The following is a 19,406-nucleotide window of genomic DNA, read 5'->3' on the forward strand; positions in this document are numbered from 1 at the left end:
TCAGAATATGAGGACAAAAAGGAGGGGCAGGCTCTCCTCAAACCTGTGAGGAAGGTAAGCCATAGTCAAGAGTCAGAGCCATGTATGATTTTTGCATGTCGGAGAGGCTGTTCCAGTCGATGCCTAACGCGTCCGCCGCGAGCATTGCTTTTATTACGCCATCAGAGTCGGCGTTTTGAACGTCGTATAGCGATTTGTAGGTCACTTTGACGCCGCTAGGGCCCAGTGGCAAACCAGACAGGTTCTTGTCGGGAATCATACTACCGGTGGGTGTGTTGTACTGAAGTGATAGGGTGAGGTAGGCCTTTTGCATGTCAGAGAGGTTGTTCCAGTCGATGCCGAGTACTTGGGCGGTTTTCATGGCGTTCATGATTCCATCAGAATCAGAGTTCTGGAGGTCATAGAGTGAATTGTAGTACACGACTGTACCTGACGGTCCAATTGGGATTCCGGATAGGCTGGTGCTAGGTATGTTCTTGGCAGTCAGAGCGGTGACATTTGAGGGGTTTGTCGATGCAACAGTAGTGAAGGCACCTGTCGGCCCATTGAGAACTGAGTTTACAATTGTTTGCTTCATGTTCAGTGTCGAATATACTGTGTCCATGTCTACGCTCCACTTGTGTTTGTGGTGCGCAGCGACATGCGGAGTTGTTGCGCCTGTTGGAACTTTAACGGGTGCGCCCTCATAGCAAGGCTGTGGTGCGTTAGGATCCATGCCGTCTGGAACATATCTGTAGTATCCTGCTGCATTGATTATTGTGTTTGATGTTATTGTGAAGGGTCTTGGGTCCGCCATGGCATAGGGACTACTGCAATCCGCCCAATTGTTGAAGATGACTTTGTGGGGGACCATTTCGCCGGGTATTCCTGTTGTATTGAAGTACAATGGCGATACAAGGTAGGTTTGCCCTACGGTAAGGCCTGTAATGAAGACGCCATCTTCATTCGCAAATGCCTGACCATCTCCGCCTATGATTTCTTTGCCTGCGCTGTTATAGACAATGAAGTTCATCCAAGTGCCAGTTCCAGTTGTCACATTGACGACCTGACCGTCGACTAATTGCTGGCAGTCTTTGGCAAAACACCACGGCCAGTAGCTCTCTGGAAGTCTGTGGAGGGTGAGGAAGATTGTCCCTGTGCCTGAACCTGCGCTGTATGAATTCGAGAAGGCGGCGTATGCTTTTGGACTGGGCGCTACGAAGCTAAGTACGGATACGAGCATTGTTGCTGCTAATGACAGTGTTAGAAGCTTTTTTGTGTCGATTCTAAGTCCGTAATCTTTCCGCATAATTTTCCAATTTTGCGGAGCGCTTTTATTGCGGAAGATTGATTATTCTGCTTCAAAACTAGTGGCAACAGATCTAGAGCTTGCCGGGGCTGCCGGACCGTTTGACGTGTCCGGGGTATATCCTTCTGCCTTCAAAAAACTTCATTTCCCTGAGCATTTCTAGCATCTCAACGTCAGCAGAGCCGCGCGAGTTTTGCTGGAACTTTTTGTGAAATATCTGGGCGTTTAGACGGGCCAGTTCTCGCATAAACTCTTCGTTGTAGATTGACTCGGGGTCGAGCAGGCTTTCCCTCGGCTGGAGGGTGGAAGCTTTGATTTGAGAATTCTTTCTGCCTGCAATGTAATCCTGAAAGAGCACAATGCTGCCGGCTCCGTTATGGACCAGGCGGATGTGGCGCTGTACGCTATACCTCCTAGACGACGACATGCCGCATTCGTAGCAAGAGTATTTTGGGATCATGTGCTCGGCGTTGCGCTGCGCAACGCTGGCTTATCTCGGACATCATAGATAAAGCTACCGACGGTCAGTAAATAGAGCTGACTTCTGCGATAGTCTATAGCGGCATTTCTCGCGCTTTGTTTTATTGAGCTGCCACAAGCGATACAGGATGCGATCCAGTACCGGACTTATTGCTGCAATATCGGCACTACTCTTGGCGGTGACCTCTGTTGTTACCCCCTTGGCTAGTGCAATGGCAAACACACCAAACCTTACTATCAATGCAATCGACACGTCGAACAATCCAGTCAACGGCTATTACGTGCAGATTAGCCAGGGCGGAACCGTGGTATCCTCGGGATTTACGCCAGCGTCATTCAGCCTTGCGGCCGGAACATATAGCGTTTCTGTCGGAGACTATGGAGGCTATTACTTTAGCAAATGGAGCGACGGGACGGCCACTAGAGCGCATTCGGTCACGGCGAGTACTTCGGGAGCAGTCACGCTGACGGCAGTGTACTCTACTTCCTCTTCGTCTAGCGGCAGTACGATAACGGTATCAAGCCAGTACGCGGGAGGCGGGGCACTGACCGGAATGTACGTCCAGCTTCAAAGCGGGTCAACAACAACTTCAGGGTTTACGCCGCAGACGTTTACTGTTACCTCGGGCCAGCAGTACACCATCACTCCTTCCGACTATACTAACGCATACTTTAGCCAGTGGAGCGATGGATCTACATCGAGAGCCAGGACCGTAACGGCGACCTCAACTGCCACGTCGCTGATGGCCATCTATACCAGCACTCAAGGCGGAGGCGGGGGCGGCTCCGGAGCAAGCCTGACTGTAAATGCGGTCGACTCGAGCAACAACGCACTTACAGGCTACTACGTAGAAGTCGACCAGGGAAAGTCAAAGGTTGCCTCTGGGTACACTCCTGCGTCCTTTAACCTTCCAGCCGGGACATACGACGTAGGGGTAGGCGACTACGGCGGGTATTACTTTAACCACTGGAGCGATGGAACTTCAGGACGCCTGTACGCTGCCACGATATCGGCTTCCAAAACAACCGCACTGACCGCTGTATATTCTACAACGCAGGGCGGCGGGGGATCAGGCGGCGGTACGCAGGGTGCTCCCGACACAGTCACTGTAGTAAGCACAGACCTTAACGGCAACCCATTGACAGGAGAGTACGTCAACCTCCGGCTCAACGGCAACATCATAGCAACAGGCTACACGCCCGTGACGTTCAACCTGCAGGAGGGACAGCAGTATGTCGTGGTGGCATACTGGTATGGAGAGTATTACTTCAGGCACTACACCGATGGGACGCTGACACGGTACCATTACCTCAATGCAGATCCGACAAAGGGCATAACCTATACGGCAGTCTATGAGGACGTACCAGCTGCGCAGGCGGCAAGACTGAACGTGCACGCGTACGACACTAACGGCAACCTAATAGGCGGCACAAGCGGTTCGGCAGAAAACGGTACCCTCATTGCGAACCCAGGAATGTGGGAAACGCTTACTCCTCCAGGAGCCACTGCACCTTATACCGGCGCATACAGTGACAGCAGCAGCACTCCGTTTACCATATTCAACCACAAGACCTACACAATAGCGATGGACTCGTACGGCAACTACCAGTTCGACCACTGGCAGGACAACGGAAGCACGAACCCGGTGCGCAGTTTTGCAATGAACGGCGACAGCATCAACAACATTGCGGTCTACAGAATAGTTTCGTCGAGTTCGACGACGACCCACACTGCAATGATGGCAGGTCCGCCGTACCCGTGGTTTGACGACAGCAAGTAACCGGTAGCGAGGCTACCTCCCCTTCTTATTTTTCAGTATCAATTTCATGGAAAAAAGATCTAAAGACATTTTGCCTCAGGAAAATAACTAAGTATAAAGATAACCTGTAGATGCAATCGTCTTGTTATCCAGACTTGGATGCTGCTACTGGTCCTTCCATATCTCCGGCAACTGAAAAACGCCCCTGGGGCAGATTCGAGCGCTTTACCCAGAACCAGCCCTCCACAATCAAACTGATTTATCTGGACGGCGACAAGCGCCTTTCACTACAGTACCACGACCGCAGAAAGGAGTTCTGGAAGGTGATAAAGGGGCCTATTCGCGTGCAGCTTGACAAGGAAACAAGGACGCTTGAAACCGGCGAGTCAATCATGATACCTGAAAAATCGGTTCACCGCCTGATGGGAGCCGGAACAAACGCGATAATCCTTGAAATCTCGGTTGGCGATTTTGACGAGTCAGATATCGTCAGGCTGGAAGACGACTACAAGCGCTGAGCATCACTCGACCTAGACCTGCGAGCCTTCCGATGTCATCGAGAACCGGAAAATCTGGTCCACTTCCGAGTCTTCAAAGATTTCAGTGTCGTGCGTAATTATGATAAGCTGAGCAAGCGGTCCGGCGCCCTCGCGGAAAGCCTCGGAGATTATCCGGACAAGCGCCTTTCGCCTCTCTTCGTCAAGGTGAGTGGTCGGCTCGTCGAGGATTATAAAATCAAGCTTGTTTGAGCCCATCATGTAAGCGATTCCAAGCCGGAGCGCAAGCGCGATGGCCACCTTTTCGCCTCCGCTCATAGAGTCGGTGTCAATCTCGCCGTGCCGGCCATAGCAGGTGATTTCCACCTCGCGTGCCTTCTCTGAAAGCTCTATCCTTGATATGCCGATGTTAAACAGTGCCGCATACTCGGACGCCTTTGCAGAGATCATTTTCAGCGCCCACGACCGCAGGCTGATCCCGATTGGGCCGTCCCTGTTGTAGACGGTAGTGCGGATTTTTTCAAGCAACTTGGCAAACTCTGACGCGCTCTGGAGCTGGCGCTTTATCTTCTCCCCGTTCTCGACGGCTGCCTTTGAATCGTCGCGAGTCTTTTGATACCTGCCGGTGTCCTCGCTTATGCGCTGCAGCCTCCGGGAGAGCGAGTCTCGCTCAAGCCGGGCATTTGAAAACCTCTGCTGGTCAAAGCCCTGGGTCTGGTCGCGGAGCGACTGTACTGTTGCTGCCAGCGTCCGCGTCACTTCGTCCACAACGAGCCGGGCGGGATCGTCGACTCGGGAAATCCTGCCGGGCAGTTTTGCCGCAAGAGACTTCTTGTCTTCCAGCTGTTTTTCCAGCATTGTGACTGTCATGCCCTGCCCGGTGCGAGGATTGTCCGGATTGCCGGGACCCCCTTGCGCGTCCAGAATGATAGAATTGCTGTCAAGAAACTTTTCCGCAGCAGCGATTTCGCTGCTCCGGGCTTCAAGCTGCTTTTTTTCCGCGTTCAGCTTGTTCCGCTCTGCGGTCAGTTTTGACTTTTCGTCGTTCTTGCGGCGTGTTTCCTCGGCAACATGTACGCCATCAAAGACCTTGTTCAGCTTTTGGACTGGCGAGTCGCAGACGGGACATTTGCCGTCGGTGATGACAAGTTTGCCGGCGTACTCGGAATAGCCGCGCAGCTTGCCAAGCTGGCCCTCGTTTTCTACCAGCCTGCACTGGACGTCGTCAAGCTCCGCAGATACCATCCGAAGCTGCATCGTAACTTCGGGCTTTGACTTCAATGCTTCAGCGGAAACCCTCGCGGTGATAACCAGGCGATCAAGCCGTGAAACCTCGGACGACAGCGAGTCCATCACGCTATTTACCTGCTGCAGAAGCACTTTTTCCGTACGCTGAAGCTCGGAAACCTTTGCCGCCAGTGGCCCCAGCCTTTCAATTTCAAGGTCAATTGATGCCACCTTCTCGGAAACTTCCCTTCTCTGCCTTTCAAGTTCTGCAAGCTCTTTTTCGGACTGTTCCATGGACGAGCGCGCCTGAGCTATTGCATCCTCGACCTTGGGCATGTCCTGCGGGCCGTAGCCCGAGTTTTCGTCTCGCACCCTGTCCTCAAATCCCCGAAGCACGTCTGCCATGGTCAAATACGCTGCATCGAGGCGGTCGATTCCTATCAGGCTGTTTAGCAAGAGCTTGAAGTCCTTTGGAGTGGCCTCGACAATCTTGCCCAGCTCTCCCTGCTGCACGACGGCTGCAATCCGGAGCTTTTCATAGTCAAGCCCCAGGACTTTGGCGACCTCGTCGCTCATTGATTCGCCGCCAAGCGAGCGCCTCTCGCCTCCGGCAATCTTTTTAGAGACGGCCTTGCCCGAGTCGCTGACAAGCTCGAATTGCGAATGGGCAAGGGTCCCCGTGGCAGAGATGTTTCTGACAACCGAGAACTCGCGCGAGTTTATCGTAAAGTGCAACTTGACCATCGCGCCGTTTGCGCCCCGGCGCACCAGGTTCCTGCCAAGCTTTCTCGTGTGCTTGCCAAAGAGCGCAAAGGTAATCGCGTCTATGACCGACGACTTGCCGGAGCCGTTGTGGCCCACAAAGACTGTAATGCCCCTGCAGAACTGGAGCCGGGTGTCATGATGGGCGATAAAGTCCTTCATTTCAATGTCCTTTATCATTGTGGAGCGCTCCTTTTCTTTTGAAAGGCGTCCCAGACTATTCTCAGCGACTCTGCCGCATCCCCCTCTGCAGCTCGCGGCAGGAGCTCGCTTACTGCTAGGGCCGCAAGCTCATCTGAACCTAGAGCTTCTCGTGATAGCCTGTACAGCTCCCCGTCAATGTCCTCTGGTCTTCCGTCGAGCACAAGCCCGTCCGCCGGCATTGCTCCGCCCTCCTCGAGCGGCCTCCAGATGTAGTGAAGGCAGTAGTCGTTCAGCCTGCGCAGGTTGTTTGCGATAACGCTTGAATCGAGCGCCGAGCCTGCGATGTCAATCTTGGCTATCGGCTTTTTTCCGTTCTCCGTGAGAGACTGAGACTGCCGGATAATGTCTTCGACCTCAGAAGCGATGTCGGCGTAGCTGATTCTTGTCGCGAACTGCTTTCTGCGCCGCAGCAGTGGGACAAAGTTGGTCGAGACCTCCTCGCCGGACAGGTCGGCTATCACAAAGCCTTTCTTTATGTCCTTGATGCCCTCGCTTGGCGTAAGGTCGATTGAGCCAGGGTACATGAGCGGCCCGCCGAGAAAATCAAAGCGCCTTTTCTCGTGGTCGTGGTAGTGTCCCATCGCATAGTAGTCAAACTCTGGAGGCAGGTCCGCGGAATTGAGTTCGCCGGCGAACCTGTTGATGTCGGTGATGCCCTGGTGCAGGACAAGGATTTTTTTCGCCCTGCCGGGATATTCTTTTGCCATCTTGCCGGCGCCCTTGAGCCTTTCTACCAGCTGGTCGATGCTGTTCCTCCGCTCCTTGTCCGCGCCAAATATCACGGCATCATCACCGAGCTCCAGCGGCTGGTCCATGCGGAGCCTTTTAGCCACGCCGAGGTTGCTAAATACGTAGGCAAGCGGAACGTCTCTGATCCTGCTGATGTCGTGTTCGCCGAGGATAAACGCCGCTGTTATTTCCTTGTCCTTGAGCTTTTTTAGCGCATTGCCAAGCGTGACTATGGCCTTGCCACATGGCCGAGGCGTATGGAAAATGTCGCCTGCAAGGAGCACGAGTTTTACGCCCTCGGCGATTGAAATGTCCACCGCCTCCTGAAACACTTCATAGACGTCTTCCTCCCTCTCCTCAAGGCTGAACTGCGCGTAACCAAGGTGCAGGTCAGAGAGGTGCGAAACTAGCATTGCGGAGATGCTCAGTCCTGAATGTACCCTGATGGTATGTACGAATCAGACGATTCTCTTGCAGCCGCCGTGCTCATTGCGGCAAGCTGCTTCCACGCCTCGACTGCCTTGAGGTCTGCCCCCACTCTGCGGTCCTTGACCTCGGCCACCTTGACAAACGTCGGCAGGTTCACCCACTGGCCTGCAAATATCGCCTCGCCTGGGTTAAGCGAGGTCAGCTGGTCTATCAGGTCGCGGCTAAGCGACTCGCTTGCCGCCGAGACATGCGCCTGGTCGTCCTGCTGAATCATTCTCATTACTGCAAGCGAACCCATCTGGCTCAGGATGTTTGAATCTATCCCCCGGGGCCGCTGTGACACGATCACGAGTCCGAGCCCGAACTTGCGGCCTTCCCTTGCCACCTTGGAAGCATAGTACTTGGTTTCGGTGTCCTCGTCCTTTGGGATAAACACGTGCGCCTCCTCAATTACGACAAGCACCGGCGCCGGGAACTTGGGGGCTTTTTTCGGATTCTTTTTCTGGTGCGTGGCTGCCTTTCTGTCGTCGAGCAGCTCCTCCAGGTAGTAAGAAACGACGATGTTTGCTTGCCTTTCAGTAAGTTCTACCAGGTTGATTACGTTAAGTTTGCTGTTTTTTATCAGCCTCACCGGATCTTCTAGCCCGGCGTCAAGAATGCTGCTGAACTTGCGCCTTGCATCGTCAATTTTGTCCACGACGCGCTCTGACGCCTCCCTGTATGACTTGTCGGCGCCGAGAGCCGCGGCGCCGGCCTGCAGCGCGTCCCAAAAGTCGTTTCCCTTTCGCTGCTTTACTTCCTCTGTCAGCGCAACACGCAGCACGTGGCGCTGGTTTGTTGCGTTTTCCTGGACCTCTATCACGTCGGCAAGTTTGTCAGAGGGAAGGAGGCGAGGGTTAATCCTTGCATTCATAACGTTTGCGCCGTCGAGGCTTGAATAGTCGTCATGGTAGTCGAATATGACCATCGTGCCCTTTATCGCGGCAACCTCCTTTGCAATCAGCGAGACAAGGTTGCTCTTGCCCATGCCAGTCATGGCAAGTATTGCCAAGTGGCGCGACACAATCTTGTCAATGTTGACCTTGGTTTCCACCTCGGTGTTTCGAAGAAGCGTTCCGACGCGCACCCATTCGTGGGCGGCAGGCGAGAAAATGTCCAGAAGGTCATCGCGCGCGGCTTCGAACACCTCGGTTCCGGGCTCCGGTGGCAGAGCAGGGATTACCGCCTTGCACTTGTTCAGCTGGTCAAGCAATCCGAGAACCCTGATGGTGCCCTTGTAGCTCTTGTCACGGGTGTTCTCAAGCGCAATCATGCGGCTTTCAAACGCCTCGTCAAAGTTGCGGATTGTGGCCCCAAGCGCGTCGCTTGTGATAAACGATTTTTCAACAAGGCCGAGAATCCGCTTGCGGTTATAGAGAAGTACCACGTACTCGCCAATGCTGACAGGCCGGCGCGACTCGAATGTTACCTGCTCCGGCTTGGACGTTCCGATGACAATCCCAAGCTCCACCCTGTCGGCAGGATAATCGCTACTCGTTTAGGACCACCCTTGCACCCGGCTCGTGCTGCAGGCCAAACACGCTGGCAAGCCTGTCGATGTCGTCGTCTGATATCTTGCAGTTGTTGTGGGCATATTTTAGGCAGTACGGGTAGCCGGAAACGCTCCTGTAGCTTAGTAAATCCATGCTGCGCTTGATGTCCTGCTCGCCGACTCTTCCCAGAAATTCTAATCGGATTATCGGAGTCCCTATGCGCAGCCGCGCATAAACCTCCGTCACATTTACAGACTCGCTTGACGCCCTCGCAGGGGCGCTGAACCCCGGCGAGTCCTTGCTTGCCTTGCCGTAGTAGTAAATGTCGCCTGCACGCGAACCGAGCTCGCCGAACTGCGCCCTGCTCTCGGAACTCTTTGAAATAAAAACAGCGGACTTTTCGCCGTACTGCCTAACCAAGTCGGATGCGGCAAGCGGATTCTTGCCCCGAAGCCGGGGGATTATCGAGCCGTCAATGAGAATTGTGTCCACCACTGCCTTGCCGTTTTGCTCTAAAGCCCTTGCTGCTACGGAAGCTTCCATCGCCATCGCCTTTGATTCCAGAGTTTCGTTTCTTGCGGAATCGGAAACGTCGACTTCAAATTCCACTGCTAGCAGCTCATTAGCCGAAGTCACCGCGACCGCGTCTACCGCATAGAGGTTCAGCCCCTGAAAAGCCCTCTTGTTCCAGCTGCTGTCAACTCCGGCAGAAACGCAGGGGCTCTGCTGCGGAGTATACATTGTCCACCGCGCAGCCGCCTCTGCAAGGATCCCGTCATAGTTGGAATCCCTTATCTTGCGGACCTTGGTATCACGGTTTTTCAGGGCATAGCGGTAAACTTCCTTTAACAAGATTTACTCAATACCGTGTTCTGGCTTTCTTAAAAGTTTGACACCGGCTAGAACCGTTTGTCAGGCTAGTTGCCGCCATTGATTCTCAGGTTCTCAATTGCTTAATAACTAGTCATCAGCATTAAAATCGTCGTTGGCAGGCATTAGCCCGGTGATTGCGGCATCCATTATCATTCCGGCAATTGCAATTATCTTCTTTAGCCTGAGTCCTTCTCAGCCGACTTTCTCTTCCACATCTCAAAGCGCTCCCTCCTCCCTCCCCCCAAGCCCAGATGCTGTTGGCGCCAATTATCATGATCCCAACACTGCAACAATTTCAAGACACGCAGATGATAGCTCTAATTGGACAGTCTCTGACCCGCAATCTGTTTTTGTTCAACATGGCAGCATCTACATTGGCTCGAATGGCCGGTTTAATGATTATGCGTGGAAGCAGTTATCAATTCCACTAAGCAACTCTTCAGGCATCGTACTTGAGCAGAGGATGAAACTGGAATCAGGGGGAAAGAACTATCGTCTTCCGTTGGAAATCATATCATTTGAAAATGGCACGCAGCTGATAGTAACTGATTTGCCCGACTTGCAGCATCACGGCTGGAACTTTGGTGGCTGGACTGGCATTATGGATAACTCTGTCCCGGGCACGGGAGACTGGAACAATGCGACAGCTAACTACTGGGCGGTTACTAGAATTGTACTCTCTGATAGTCAGGCCACATTGTATGTCAAGCCGGATGATGCTGCCAGAGGCTGGTATTCAAACCATTTTGTGCAGATAGCTACACTGGAAATAAAGCATTCAGTGCTTACTGGCATCAAGTTTCAACAGCCGTGGGACAGCATCAATTACATAGACTACCTGCGGATTTACCGCTCGCCGTTAAACGATACGTCCACTCAAGCACCGCCGCTACAAGACGTAATATCGAATATCGAGTCCCTGAGGTCACTGGGAATCGCGCAAGAAACATCTTTTTTCAGAGGCGATGGATTGGCTGCTGATGGGCAGGTCCAGCCCAATCTGAGACTTGATACCGTGGTTCAGGCAGGAGGCCAGGGAAATGAAGTACTCTCGGCTGGTCCAAGTCAATCCATCAGGTTCACATACTACGTGGACGTCCGGAATGACCTCACTCCAGATGCCTTCCACTGTTCGGACACCAGGGTGCAGATACTTGTTGATGGAAAAGAGGTAGCTTTATCGCACTGGCTTGGATATGAGGGCAGAAATCCAGCATTGCCACTTGATACTGGAATCGTCACCATTGGAAACGTAACCAGCGGAACGCACCTGTTGACGCTTATCCCTGAAGGCAGACTGGTCGGCTGCGATACAGATTACCTGCGTTCATGGGGCGGGACTTTAGTGATTTTTAACTGAAGGCACTATCGGGCGCGGATCAAAACCTAGACGATTTTATTTCATTTGTTCGGCGAGCCGGCTCGCGTCCCACAGGCCCGCCCGGTCTTCCGACCTTTGCAGGACGCCGGCTTCAAAGATGGTGCTTGCGATTCTTGCTGCCATTGGAAGCGCCCCTGTGGCACCCGGCGAGTTGTAGTTGAGTATGTGAAGTGAATTTTCTCGCTCCAGGATTATGGTGTCTGGAACGAACCTTCCCCGGCTATCCACAACCGAGGACCTTATGCCAGAGGTGCCTCTCGTTTGAAAATCAGCAGGCCGCAACTGGGGCAGAAATTCCCTGACCCTGTTTACCATTGCGGTCTTTGAAAGCGAACTTTTCAGCTCCGCGCTTGCAAGCGACAGGAACTGCCTGTCAAGGACCATCTTTTTGGCGCCTGTGCGTGAAGACTCTAGTATTTTGGGTATCATGTCGGCGAGATTTTTCTCCCAGCCGTATGCGTACGGTCCAAAGACGGGGACTGCGTTAGGACCGACCTCCCGCCTGCCATCGGACCGCACTATCCAGTGCGGGTCAAGGAACGGGTATTCGGGATGCTTGGGCACTGAATAAATTGAAAGCCTTGTAAGGTCCTTGTACTTGTCGGGAGCCTGCCAGTACTCGCCTCTGAAATGGAGATCGGTATAGTCTCTGGCAATATCCATCGCATGCGCAATGTCGACCGCGTTTCCGCCGGCAGAGTTGACAATAAAATCTGCCTGAATTTCTGCTCCGTCTGCAGTGACAATTGTATGGCTCCCGGAGCCCTGACTCTTTGCTATCCTGCTGGCCCTGGCGCCCAGCATTATCTTGCAGCCAAAATTCTGGCAGTCTGCCAGCAGTGCGTGCGCAAAGGCGCCGTAATCGACAGAGCCGTCCTTGGAGCAGAATATTGCCGAAGAGCACTTTACGGACGGCTCGATTCTTGCGACATCGCTTGCGTCTAGAAGGACAAGCTCGTTCTCCAAAAGGCCGTTCTGCTTGCCCCAGACCATGTACCTTCGCAGCCTGTCAATTCCCTTTTCGTCGGTTGCGACTTCCAAGACGCCATCACGGACAAAAGTCAGGTGCTTGTTGTTGGAGTACTCTAGCCACATATCGTATCCCAGCGCAGCCGCCGTTGCCAGGGTCTTTTTGGTCGAGGGGTCGTACAGAAATGGTGCATGCACCTTGCCCGTGTTTCGGCTGCTCGTGTGCATCGCCACGTTGCTTTCCTGCTCGAGCAGTACCACCGAATCTGGCCGGCGAGTGTGCGATGATAGGAAATATGCAATCGAGATACCGAGCAGGCCGCCGCCGATTATTGCGAGCTTGAAGGTTGACACGAAAGCATGCCCAGCCTTTAGACAGCTAGCGATTTGGCGTCTGATAAATCCTTGGAACGTTTATTATTGATCGCCGGCAAGGTTTGAGCAGTCACTTGGCACAGCAGCAAATATCCGACGCTAGACGCAGGAGGCTGGACGACCAGCCGGAGATCCCCGAGGGAAGGCCGCTGCTGTTGATGTCCGCGGTGTATTCCGGCGAGGAGCGCAAGGTCTACCTGAAATTCTACGATGAACAGGACAAAAAGGTGTACTTTTGGCGCGACAGGACGGGACACAGGCCTTATTGCTATACCAAGACGGAATTTGAAGACGAAGTCAAGCAGGTTATGGCAAGCGACCCCAAGTATTCACTCGAGCACACTAAAAAGCGCGACATCATAGCCGACAGGGAAATTGACGTCCTGAAGGTTCTTGCGCCCGACCCGCTGTCCATCGGAGGCACCGACAGCAGCTTCAGGGAAAAAGTGACTTCGTGGGAGGCGGACATCAAGTATCATGAAAATTATCTTTACGACCGGGCGCTGATTCCCGGCGCCTATTATATCAGGAAGGGAGACAACCTGGCCCCCTTCGAGTACCCGATTTCTGAAAAGGTCCAGCAGGCCCTGAAGGGACTGCTCTGGGACAAGATAAAAGAGTCTGGCGAATCCGGCAAGGAGTACAGGCAGTACATCACCGCATGGGCAAACCTGCTAAACCAGCCCATCCCGGACCTAAAACGCGTGGCGCTTGACATCGAGGTCGAGTCAGAGGAGGGCCACATGCCAACGCCTCGCGACCACGACAGGCGCGTGACTGCTGTCGGCCTCGTGGGAAGCGACGGCCTCCACAAAGTGTATGTTCTCGACGGCCTGCCTGCAGAACAGAATGTCCCCATGCCTGCGGACGCGATTATCTGCAAAACAGAAAAGGAGCTTATCGAGAAGGCCTTTGAAGTAATCGGCGAGTACCCCATTCTTCTAACTTTCAACGGCGACGACTTTGACCTGCCGTATCTCTACGCAAGGTCGCAGGACCCCCGCATTGACGCGTCAGGAATAGTAATTCCAAAAGAGAGGATACCAATTGTCGTAAAGAAAGAGTCTTTTATCAAGCGCGGGATGCAGGCCGAGCCGGTAAGCATCAGGCACGGTATTCACCTTGACCTTTTCCGAACGTTTGACAACAGGTCGATTCAGATTTATGCCTACAACAGGTCGTACACTGAAAAAACGCTCAACGCGATAAGCGAGGCGCTGTTGCACGACTCAAAGATAGAGTTTGAAGGCGATATCAGCGAGCTTCCCGTGCAAAAGCTGGCAGAGTACTGCCTCAAGGACGCCGAGCTCACTTTTCGGCTGACAAGCGAGAGCGACAACCTGCTCATGAAGCTGCTTGTGGTCATTGCAAGGATCGGCCGGCTTTCAGTTGACGACATTGCCCGCTTTGGCGTGAACCAGTGGATCAGGGGCATACTATACTACGAGCACAGGCAGAGAAACGAGCTTATACCAAGCAGGAAGGAACTGGAGCAAAAGGGCACGGCATCGACTTCCGCAGTTATCAAGGAGAAGAAATACCGCGGCGGCGAGGTTGTCGAGCCTGTGGCGGGCATCCACTTTGACGTTGTCGTCCTGGACTTTGCGAGCCTGTACCCGAGCATAATCAAGGTCCACAACCTCTCGTACGAGACGATAAACTGCCCGCACGAAGAGTGCAAACAGACAGCGCCGGTTGAAGGGACTACCCACTGGGTATGCAAGCGCAGGCGCGGTCTGACATCGCTCCTGATAGGCTCGCTCCGGGACCTGCGCGTGAACTATTACAAGCAGCTGTCAAAGGACAAGACGCTTCCGCCTTCCGAACGCCAGCTGTACAGCGTCGTCAGCCAGGCTATCAAGGTCATTTTAAATGCGGCTTATGGCGTCATGGGGGCGGACATATTCCCGCTGTACTGCCTGCCCGTCGCAGACTCGATAGCCGCGATTGGAAGAAACACCATTCACAAGGCCATTGACAAGTGCAAGCAGGTCGGAATCGAGGTCGTGTATTCCGATACCGACTCGCTGTTTCTCAAAAACCCAAAGCCGGATGCGATAGAGGAAGTGGTAAACTGGGCCAGAAACAGCCTGGGCGTCGACCTCGAGGTCGACAAGGAATACCGTTACGTTGTATTTAGCAACCTCAAAAAGAACTACCTCGGAGTAAAACCCGACGGGACGGTCGACGTGAAGGGGCTGACAGGCAAGAAATCCCACACGCCACCTTTTATCCGAAGCGCATTCAAGGAAATCCTTGAAATCCTGGGAAGGGTGAATTCGCAGAAGGACTTTGAATCTGCAAAGCAGAACATCAAGGGCATTATCCAGCAAAATGCGAAAAATCTCGAAGCGCGCAAGATTCCAATGGATGACCTGAGCTTTAACGTCATGATGAACAAGTCCCCGGCAAGCTATGGAAAAAAGATCTCCGGCTCCGGCTCAATGGACGACAAGGGCCAGCAGCAGTACAAGGGCCTTCCGCAGCACATCAAGGCAGCCAAGATGCTGGAGCAAAAGGGAACAACCATCAAGGCAGGGGACATTATCTCTTACGTCAAGACCAATACTACGGACGGCGTAAAACCGGTGCAGCTTGCCAGGCCGGAGGAGATTGACACGGAAAAGTATCTTGAAGCGATGGAGTCAACGTTTGACCAGATACTCTCGACGCTTGACATGGACTTCAAGTCGCTGCTTGGAAAGCCCCGCCAGAAGAGCCTGGACGAGCTTTTCTGGAGCAAGCCGTCTGCATAGATAAGCTAGCTAGTATTCAAAATGCCCGCTAGTTTAAGTTGAAATACCAGCCGAACCACCCCTAACAGGAATTGCCCGAAATTTCACCTGACAAGATCTTGCAGGTAGCGACAGGATTTATGGCGGCTAAGCACCTTTTTGTTGCAAGCGACGTCGGAATTTTCGAGAGACTTGCTGACAATCCATCGACAATTCAAGAGCTCGCAGAGAATACCGGCCTGTCACAGAGCAGCACAAGAATTCTTGCCGATGCGATGGTTGTTTTGGGCTTTTTGGAAAAGCAGGACGGCGTTTACCGCAACAGCGCCGAGGCAGCATCATTTCTTGCGGGCAGGACTCCGGCCGACCTCCGTCCTGCGCTTCGTTTGTTTGACAGAGTTGCTTACCCTAACTGGAGTAATTTGGAGAAGGCAATAAGGTCCAAGCAGTCCTCCCACTTTGGAGAACTGAGTGAAGAGCAGCAAAAAGTATTCTCGCAAGGAGTAGAGGCACTGACTGCAGGTGCCGCCAACGCACTTGCAAGCGCATACGAGTTTGAAAGACACATGCGGGTGCTGGATATCGGGGGAGGCACCGGCTCGTTCCTTCTTCCGCTCGTTCGACGCCACGCGCACCTCAAAGAATGTGCGCTTTTTGAGTTACCCGACACTGCCAGGGTCGCAAAGGCGAGGCTTGCCATAGATGACTTGGGAAACAAGGTCAAAGTAATTGAAGGCGATTTTATGAAAGGGCAAATTCCAGCGGGCTATGATGTACTGATACTGGCAAACGTAGTTCATATTTTATCACCGGATCACAATGTCGACTTGATGTCCAAGATTAGAAAATCATGCAAGACCGGTGACAGGCTACTGCTAGTCGACTTTTGGACAGATTCCACGCATACCAAACCCGCAATTGCCGCACTTTTCGCGGGAGAGTTTCTTGTAATGAGTGGTGAGGGAGATGTCTACAGCGTGGACGATGCCAAAAAGTGGTTTGCCAAGACTGGCTGGAAATTCGTCGACTACAAGCAGCTTGCAGGACCGCAGAGCCTGGTTGTGGCAGAAGCAACTGCCTGAACCGGCTAACCAGGATTGTCGGCCCGGATACAAAATTTATTACAACCAGTTTCAGAGCATCTACATTGGACACGTTCCTGTCTAGATTCTTGGTGCCCGAGAAAACCGCGGCGGGCTATGCCTTTGCGGACACGCCTGTCAGCATTTCTTTTGAAGAATCCAAGGTTGCAGCTTACGGGGTTCCGCTTGACGCGACTACAAGTTTTGGGAAGGGCACTGCAAGGGGGCCCGAAGCTGTCCGGCTTGCCTCGGCAAGGCAGATAGAGACATTTCTTATCGACAAGGGCAGGGACATCTATGATCTTTGCTCGCTCTACGACCTGGGCGACGTCAGGATTCCTGCCCAGAAGGCCAAGCCGGCAGAAAAGGCTCTCGAGTTCGTTGACAGAACCGTGACTCTTATCACTCGGGAACTGCGAAGCAGGGGGAAAATCCCCCTGATGCTTGGAGGGGAGCACACTCTTTCTTATTTTCAGCTAAAAGAGCTTGCGTCAGAGAAGCCGCTGGTCCTTCACTTTGACGCGCACAGGGACATGAAGCCAGAGTACGACGGTATGGAAATGTGCCACACAACGCCGTTCTACCACCTGCTCAAATCCATCAAGGGTAGCGACATTGTTCAGATCGGCATAAGGCAGGCAGACAGGAGCGAAAACGAAATCGCAAAGTCAAACGGCGTTGTCACGTTTGACGCATGGAAGGTGCACGATGATTTTGATTCGGTGCTTGCATACATTGGAAAAGCAACGCAAGAAAGAAACATCTACATTTCCTTTGACATTGACGCATATGACATTTGCTTTGTTCCGTGCACCGGCACGCCCGAGCCTTTCGGCCTTGATCCATTCCAGGTAGCGGCGATGATTGACGCGATTAATCCTACTGCACGGCTCATCGGGCTTGACATGGTTGAAGTGGGGCTGAAGAACGGCGACTACCGGGAGGGTGCGCTTGCCACCCAAACGCTCTACCGGATTCTTGCGCACAAGTGGGCAAACAGCCTTCGCTGACGTTTCGAATGCTTGATTAGTTTGACCGGCTAAGTTTCGGCAGGACAGCTGATAGACATTGGGCGAGTCGCCTGGCGGCCCTGAAAAGCGGGAAGAGGAGTCGGTTCGGAGTGGCATGCGCAATGTCAAAGCCATGGGCATTGTCAGCTTTTTCACCGACTTTTCAACCGAGATGGTGCTTGGTCTTTTGCCAATCTTTGTAATATCAAGCCTTGGCGGGAGCAGGGCGCTTCTTGGGGCCATCGAAGGCTCTGCGGACCTGGTAAGCTATGCATTTCGGATGGTGTCCGGCTCCGCATCAGACAAGATAGGCCGGAGGAAAATATTTGTCGTCCTCGGCTATTCCCTCTCGGCGTTTACCAAGCCTCTTTTTGCGTTTGTACAAACCCCGCTTGGCGCCCTGGCAGTCAGGGTTTCTGACAGGATGGGCAAGGGAATCAGGACTGCTCCAAGGGATGCGCTTATTGCGGACTCGGTGCCCGAATCGGTTTCAGGCAAGGCATTTGGGATTCACCGAACTATGGACCAGTTCGGCGCGGTGGTCGGACCGCTTGTCGCCTTTGCCCTGGTCTCGTTAATCGGAATCCGCGGGGTTTTCCTTTTCTCGCTTGTTCCCGGGCTGATAGGCGTGCTCGTCCTGGTCCTGTTTGTCAGGGAAGTTGCCGTCAAGAGGTCGGCAAAGGTTGCCATCACAGCCAACATTCTTCGGCTGTTAAGGCAGAACAGGCAGTTTGTTCTATTGCTTGTCGTGACCGCAATATTTTCCGCCGGCGCGTTCAACTTTTCCTTTGTGATTCTGAGATCGACTGACTACGGGGTGGACAAGAATGCGGGTCCGCTCATTTATGCCGTCATTAATATCGCACACACTGCAATAGGCTACCCCTCAGGCACGCTTTCGGACAGGATTGGCAAGCCAAGGATGCTGATGATAGGCTACGGGGTATTTGTTGTGTCGGCATTAATGATGGCCATTCCGGTTGCTGGCGGGCCGGGAGTACCTTATGCTTACCTGCTGGCAGCCGTTTACGGAGTATATGCAGGCATAACCGAAACTCTGCAGAGGGCGATCATACCCAGATTTGTCAAGTCGGAGGAAAGGGGCACGGCCTATGGCCTTTACAACCTGGTGACAGGCATCGGCCTTCTTGCAGGGGGAGTGGTGTTTGGCTTTCTCTGGGATTCAAATGGTATACTGGCCGCCAGCATCTATAGCATGTTACTTGCCGCGATATCAGCCGCATTGCTTGCTATCCTGTTCGCAAAGAAATGAAGAGGAACTACATGGGAGCTCCTCAACAGTCTTTCTGGGGATTCGTGTGAATGGAGGCGAATGTCGTTCCTGAGACAGCTTTATTGCGACTTCAGTGACTTTATTTTTTGATCTTCAAGGTCTTGGCTACTGGCATTAGCACCTTCTCTATACGCGGCGCTAACCCGACAAAAACAAACGCTACGCCTACGCCAAGGAGAATTCCTCCAATAACATCGCTAGGATAATGACCGCCAACATACACTCTAGAGATACACACCAGAGCCGCTTCGATTGTTAGGCCAATTGTTACAGCTAGCTTTCGGCTAGTGTCTCTAAACAACGCCCAAGCGACCGCCGCGCCCGCAGAAACTATAGTTGCGTGGCCAGAAGGAAATGAGCCGTCAGTATCTGATGTAATAATAACGTCTTGGGCTGGTACTACAGGACGTTCTCTTCCGATAGCGTCCTTGGCTACCGTGCCGACTACTATGAGAACGGCCATGGAAATCGCCATGATGACTGCGGCCTTTTTGCCTGACCAGCCGCCGAAAACAAAGAGCAGGATTATAGCAGCAATCCAAAAGACCTCTCTTCCGTATTTGGTGAGCGCTACCATGAATGCGTTCAGAGTATGGCTATGAGAGTTGTTCACCGCAAGAAAGGCGCTAGAATCCCCGGACAGCAAAGGAGATTCTTTAATTGAAACAATACCAGCTAGAATAACAAAGGCAGCAATAAGCGCAATTGCAGCCGCATGGTACCTATTCAAGACAAGCTAGCTATATCCACTTTAACTATAAGCGTATCTGCCTTTGACC

At 53.0% G+C, this 19,406-nt stretch carries 15 protein-coding genes; 7 read left to right on the forward strand and 8 right to left on the reverse strand.

What is annotated here, in order from left to right; genetic code table 11:
• Positions 1–37 precede the first annotated feature (37 nt).
• Positions 38–1,288 carry a hypothetical protein gene (locus ABI361_12840; GenBank protein ID MEO9321545.1) on the reverse strand — a complete coding sequence of 417 codons (1,251 nt, stop codon included), beginning with the start codon at positions 1,286–1,288 and terminating at the stop codon, positions 38–40.
• A gap of 73 nt (positions 1,289–1,361) precedes the next feature.
• Complete coding sequence (locus ABI361_12845; protein ID MEO9321546.1) at positions 1,362–1,748, reverse strand: hypothetical protein; 387 nt, start codon at positions 1,746–1,748, stop codon at positions 1,362–1,364.
• A gap of 148 nt (positions 1,749–1,896) precedes the next feature.
• Here ABI361_12845 and ABI361_12850 point away from each other — a divergent pair, with 148 nt between their 5' ends.
• The gene (locus tag ABI361_12850; protein MEO9321547.1) at positions 1,897–3,549 is read left to right on the forward strand and encodes a hypothetical protein; all 1,653 of its coding nucleotides are present in this window, start codon (positions 1,897–1,899) and stop codon (positions 3,547–3,549) included.
• Between the two features lie 110 nt (positions 3,550–3,659).
• Positions 3,660–4,046, forward strand: a complete 387-nt coding sequence (locus tag ABI361_12855) for a phosphomannose isomerase type II C-terminal cupin domain (protein ID MEO9321548.1) — start codon at positions 3,660–3,662, stop codon at positions 4,044–4,046.
• 12 nt (positions 4,047–4,058) lie between these two features.
• Here the strand turns inward: ABI361_12855 and ABI361_12860 are convergent, their stop codons facing one another.
• Genes ABI361_12860 through ABI361_12875 form a run of 4 tightly spaced genes read right to left on the reverse strand, consistent with a single transcriptional unit; the run spans position 4,059 to position 9,760 of the window.
• Positions 4,059–6,194: an SMC family ATPase gene (locus ABI361_12860; GenBank protein ID MEO9321549.1), complete on the reverse strand. Its 2,136-nt coding sequence runs from the start codon at positions 6,192–6,194 to the stop codon at positions 4,059–4,061.
• On the reverse strand, positions 6,191–7,360 hold the full coding sequence (locus tag ABI361_12865; GenBank protein MEO9321550.1) for a DNA repair exonuclease: 1,170 nt from the start codon (positions 7,358–7,360) through the stop codon (positions 6,191–6,193). Before ABI361_12865 ends, ABI361_12860 begins: the two co-directional genes overlap by 4 nt.
• Positions 7,361–7,371: 11 nt before the next feature.
• Positions 7,372–8,886, reverse strand: coding sequence for an ATP-binding protein (locus ABI361_12870; protein MEO9321551.1), 1,515 nt, complete (start codon positions 8,884–8,886; stop codon positions 7,372–7,374).
• Between the two features lie 19 nt (positions 8,887–8,905).
• Positions 8,906–9,760 (reverse strand): DNA double-strand break repair nuclease NurA, encoded by an 855-nt coding sequence (locus ABI361_12875; protein MEO9321552.1) that lies wholly within the window; start codon positions 9,758–9,760, stop codon positions 8,906–8,908.
• Positions 9,761–9,893: 133 nt separating this feature from the next.
• On the opposite strand from ABI361_12875, the gene ABI361_12880 reads away from it, so the two are divergent.
• A complete protein-coding gene (locus ABI361_12880; GenBank protein ID MEO9321553.1) occupies positions 9,894–11,141 on the forward strand; it encodes a hypothetical protein in 1,248 nt (415 codons plus the stop codon).
• A 36-nt stretch (positions 11,142–11,177) separates the two neighbouring features.
• Here the strand turns inward: ABI361_12880 and ABI361_12885 are convergent, their stop codons facing one another.
• Positions 11,178–12,485, reverse strand: coding sequence for an FAD-dependent oxidoreductase (locus ABI361_12885; protein MEO9321554.1), 1,308 nt, complete (start codon positions 12,483–12,485; stop codon positions 11,178–11,180).
• Between the two features lie 95 nt (positions 12,486–12,580).
• Here ABI361_12885 and ABI361_12890 point away from each other — a divergent pair, with 95 nt between their 5' ends.
• From ABI361_12890 to ABI361_12905, 4 genes are all read left to right on the forward strand, one after another.
• Positions 12,581–15,262, forward strand: coding sequence for a DNA-directed DNA polymerase I (locus tag ABI361_12890; protein MEO9321555.1), 2,682 nt, complete (start codon positions 12,581–12,583; stop codon positions 15,260–15,262).
• A 71-nt stretch (positions 15,263–15,333) separates the two neighbouring features.
• Positions 15,334–16,323 carry a methyltransferase gene (locus ABI361_12895; GenBank protein ID MEO9321556.1) on the forward strand — a complete coding sequence of 330 codons (990 nt, stop codon included), beginning with the start codon at positions 15,334–15,336 and terminating at the stop codon, positions 16,321–16,323.
• Positions 16,324–16,388: 65 nt separating this feature from the next.
• Positions 16,389–17,333: an arginase family protein gene (locus ABI361_12900; protein MEO9321557.1), complete on the forward strand. Its 945-nt coding sequence runs from the start codon at positions 16,389–16,391 to the stop codon at positions 17,331–17,333.
• Positions 17,334–17,391: 58 nt separating this feature from the next.
• The gene (locus tag ABI361_12905; protein MEO9321558.1) at positions 17,392–18,606 is read left to right on the forward strand and encodes an MFS transporter; all 1,215 of its coding nucleotides are present in this window, start codon (positions 17,392–17,394) and stop codon (positions 18,604–18,606) included.
• 100 nt (positions 18,607–18,706) lie between these two features.
• Here ABI361_12905 and ABI361_12910 read toward each other — a convergent pair whose 3' ends face one another.
• A complete protein-coding gene (locus tag ABI361_12910; GenBank protein MEO9321559.1) occupies positions 18,707–19,357 on the reverse strand; it encodes a phosphatase PAP2 family protein in 651 nt (216 codons plus the stop codon).
• Positions 19,358–19,406: the final 49 nt, after the last annotated feature.

The organism is Nitrososphaera sp. (assembly GCA_039938515.1).
Taxonomy (GTDB): domain Archaea; phylum Thermoproteota; class Nitrososphaeria; order Nitrososphaerales; family Nitrososphaeraceae; genus Nitrososphaera.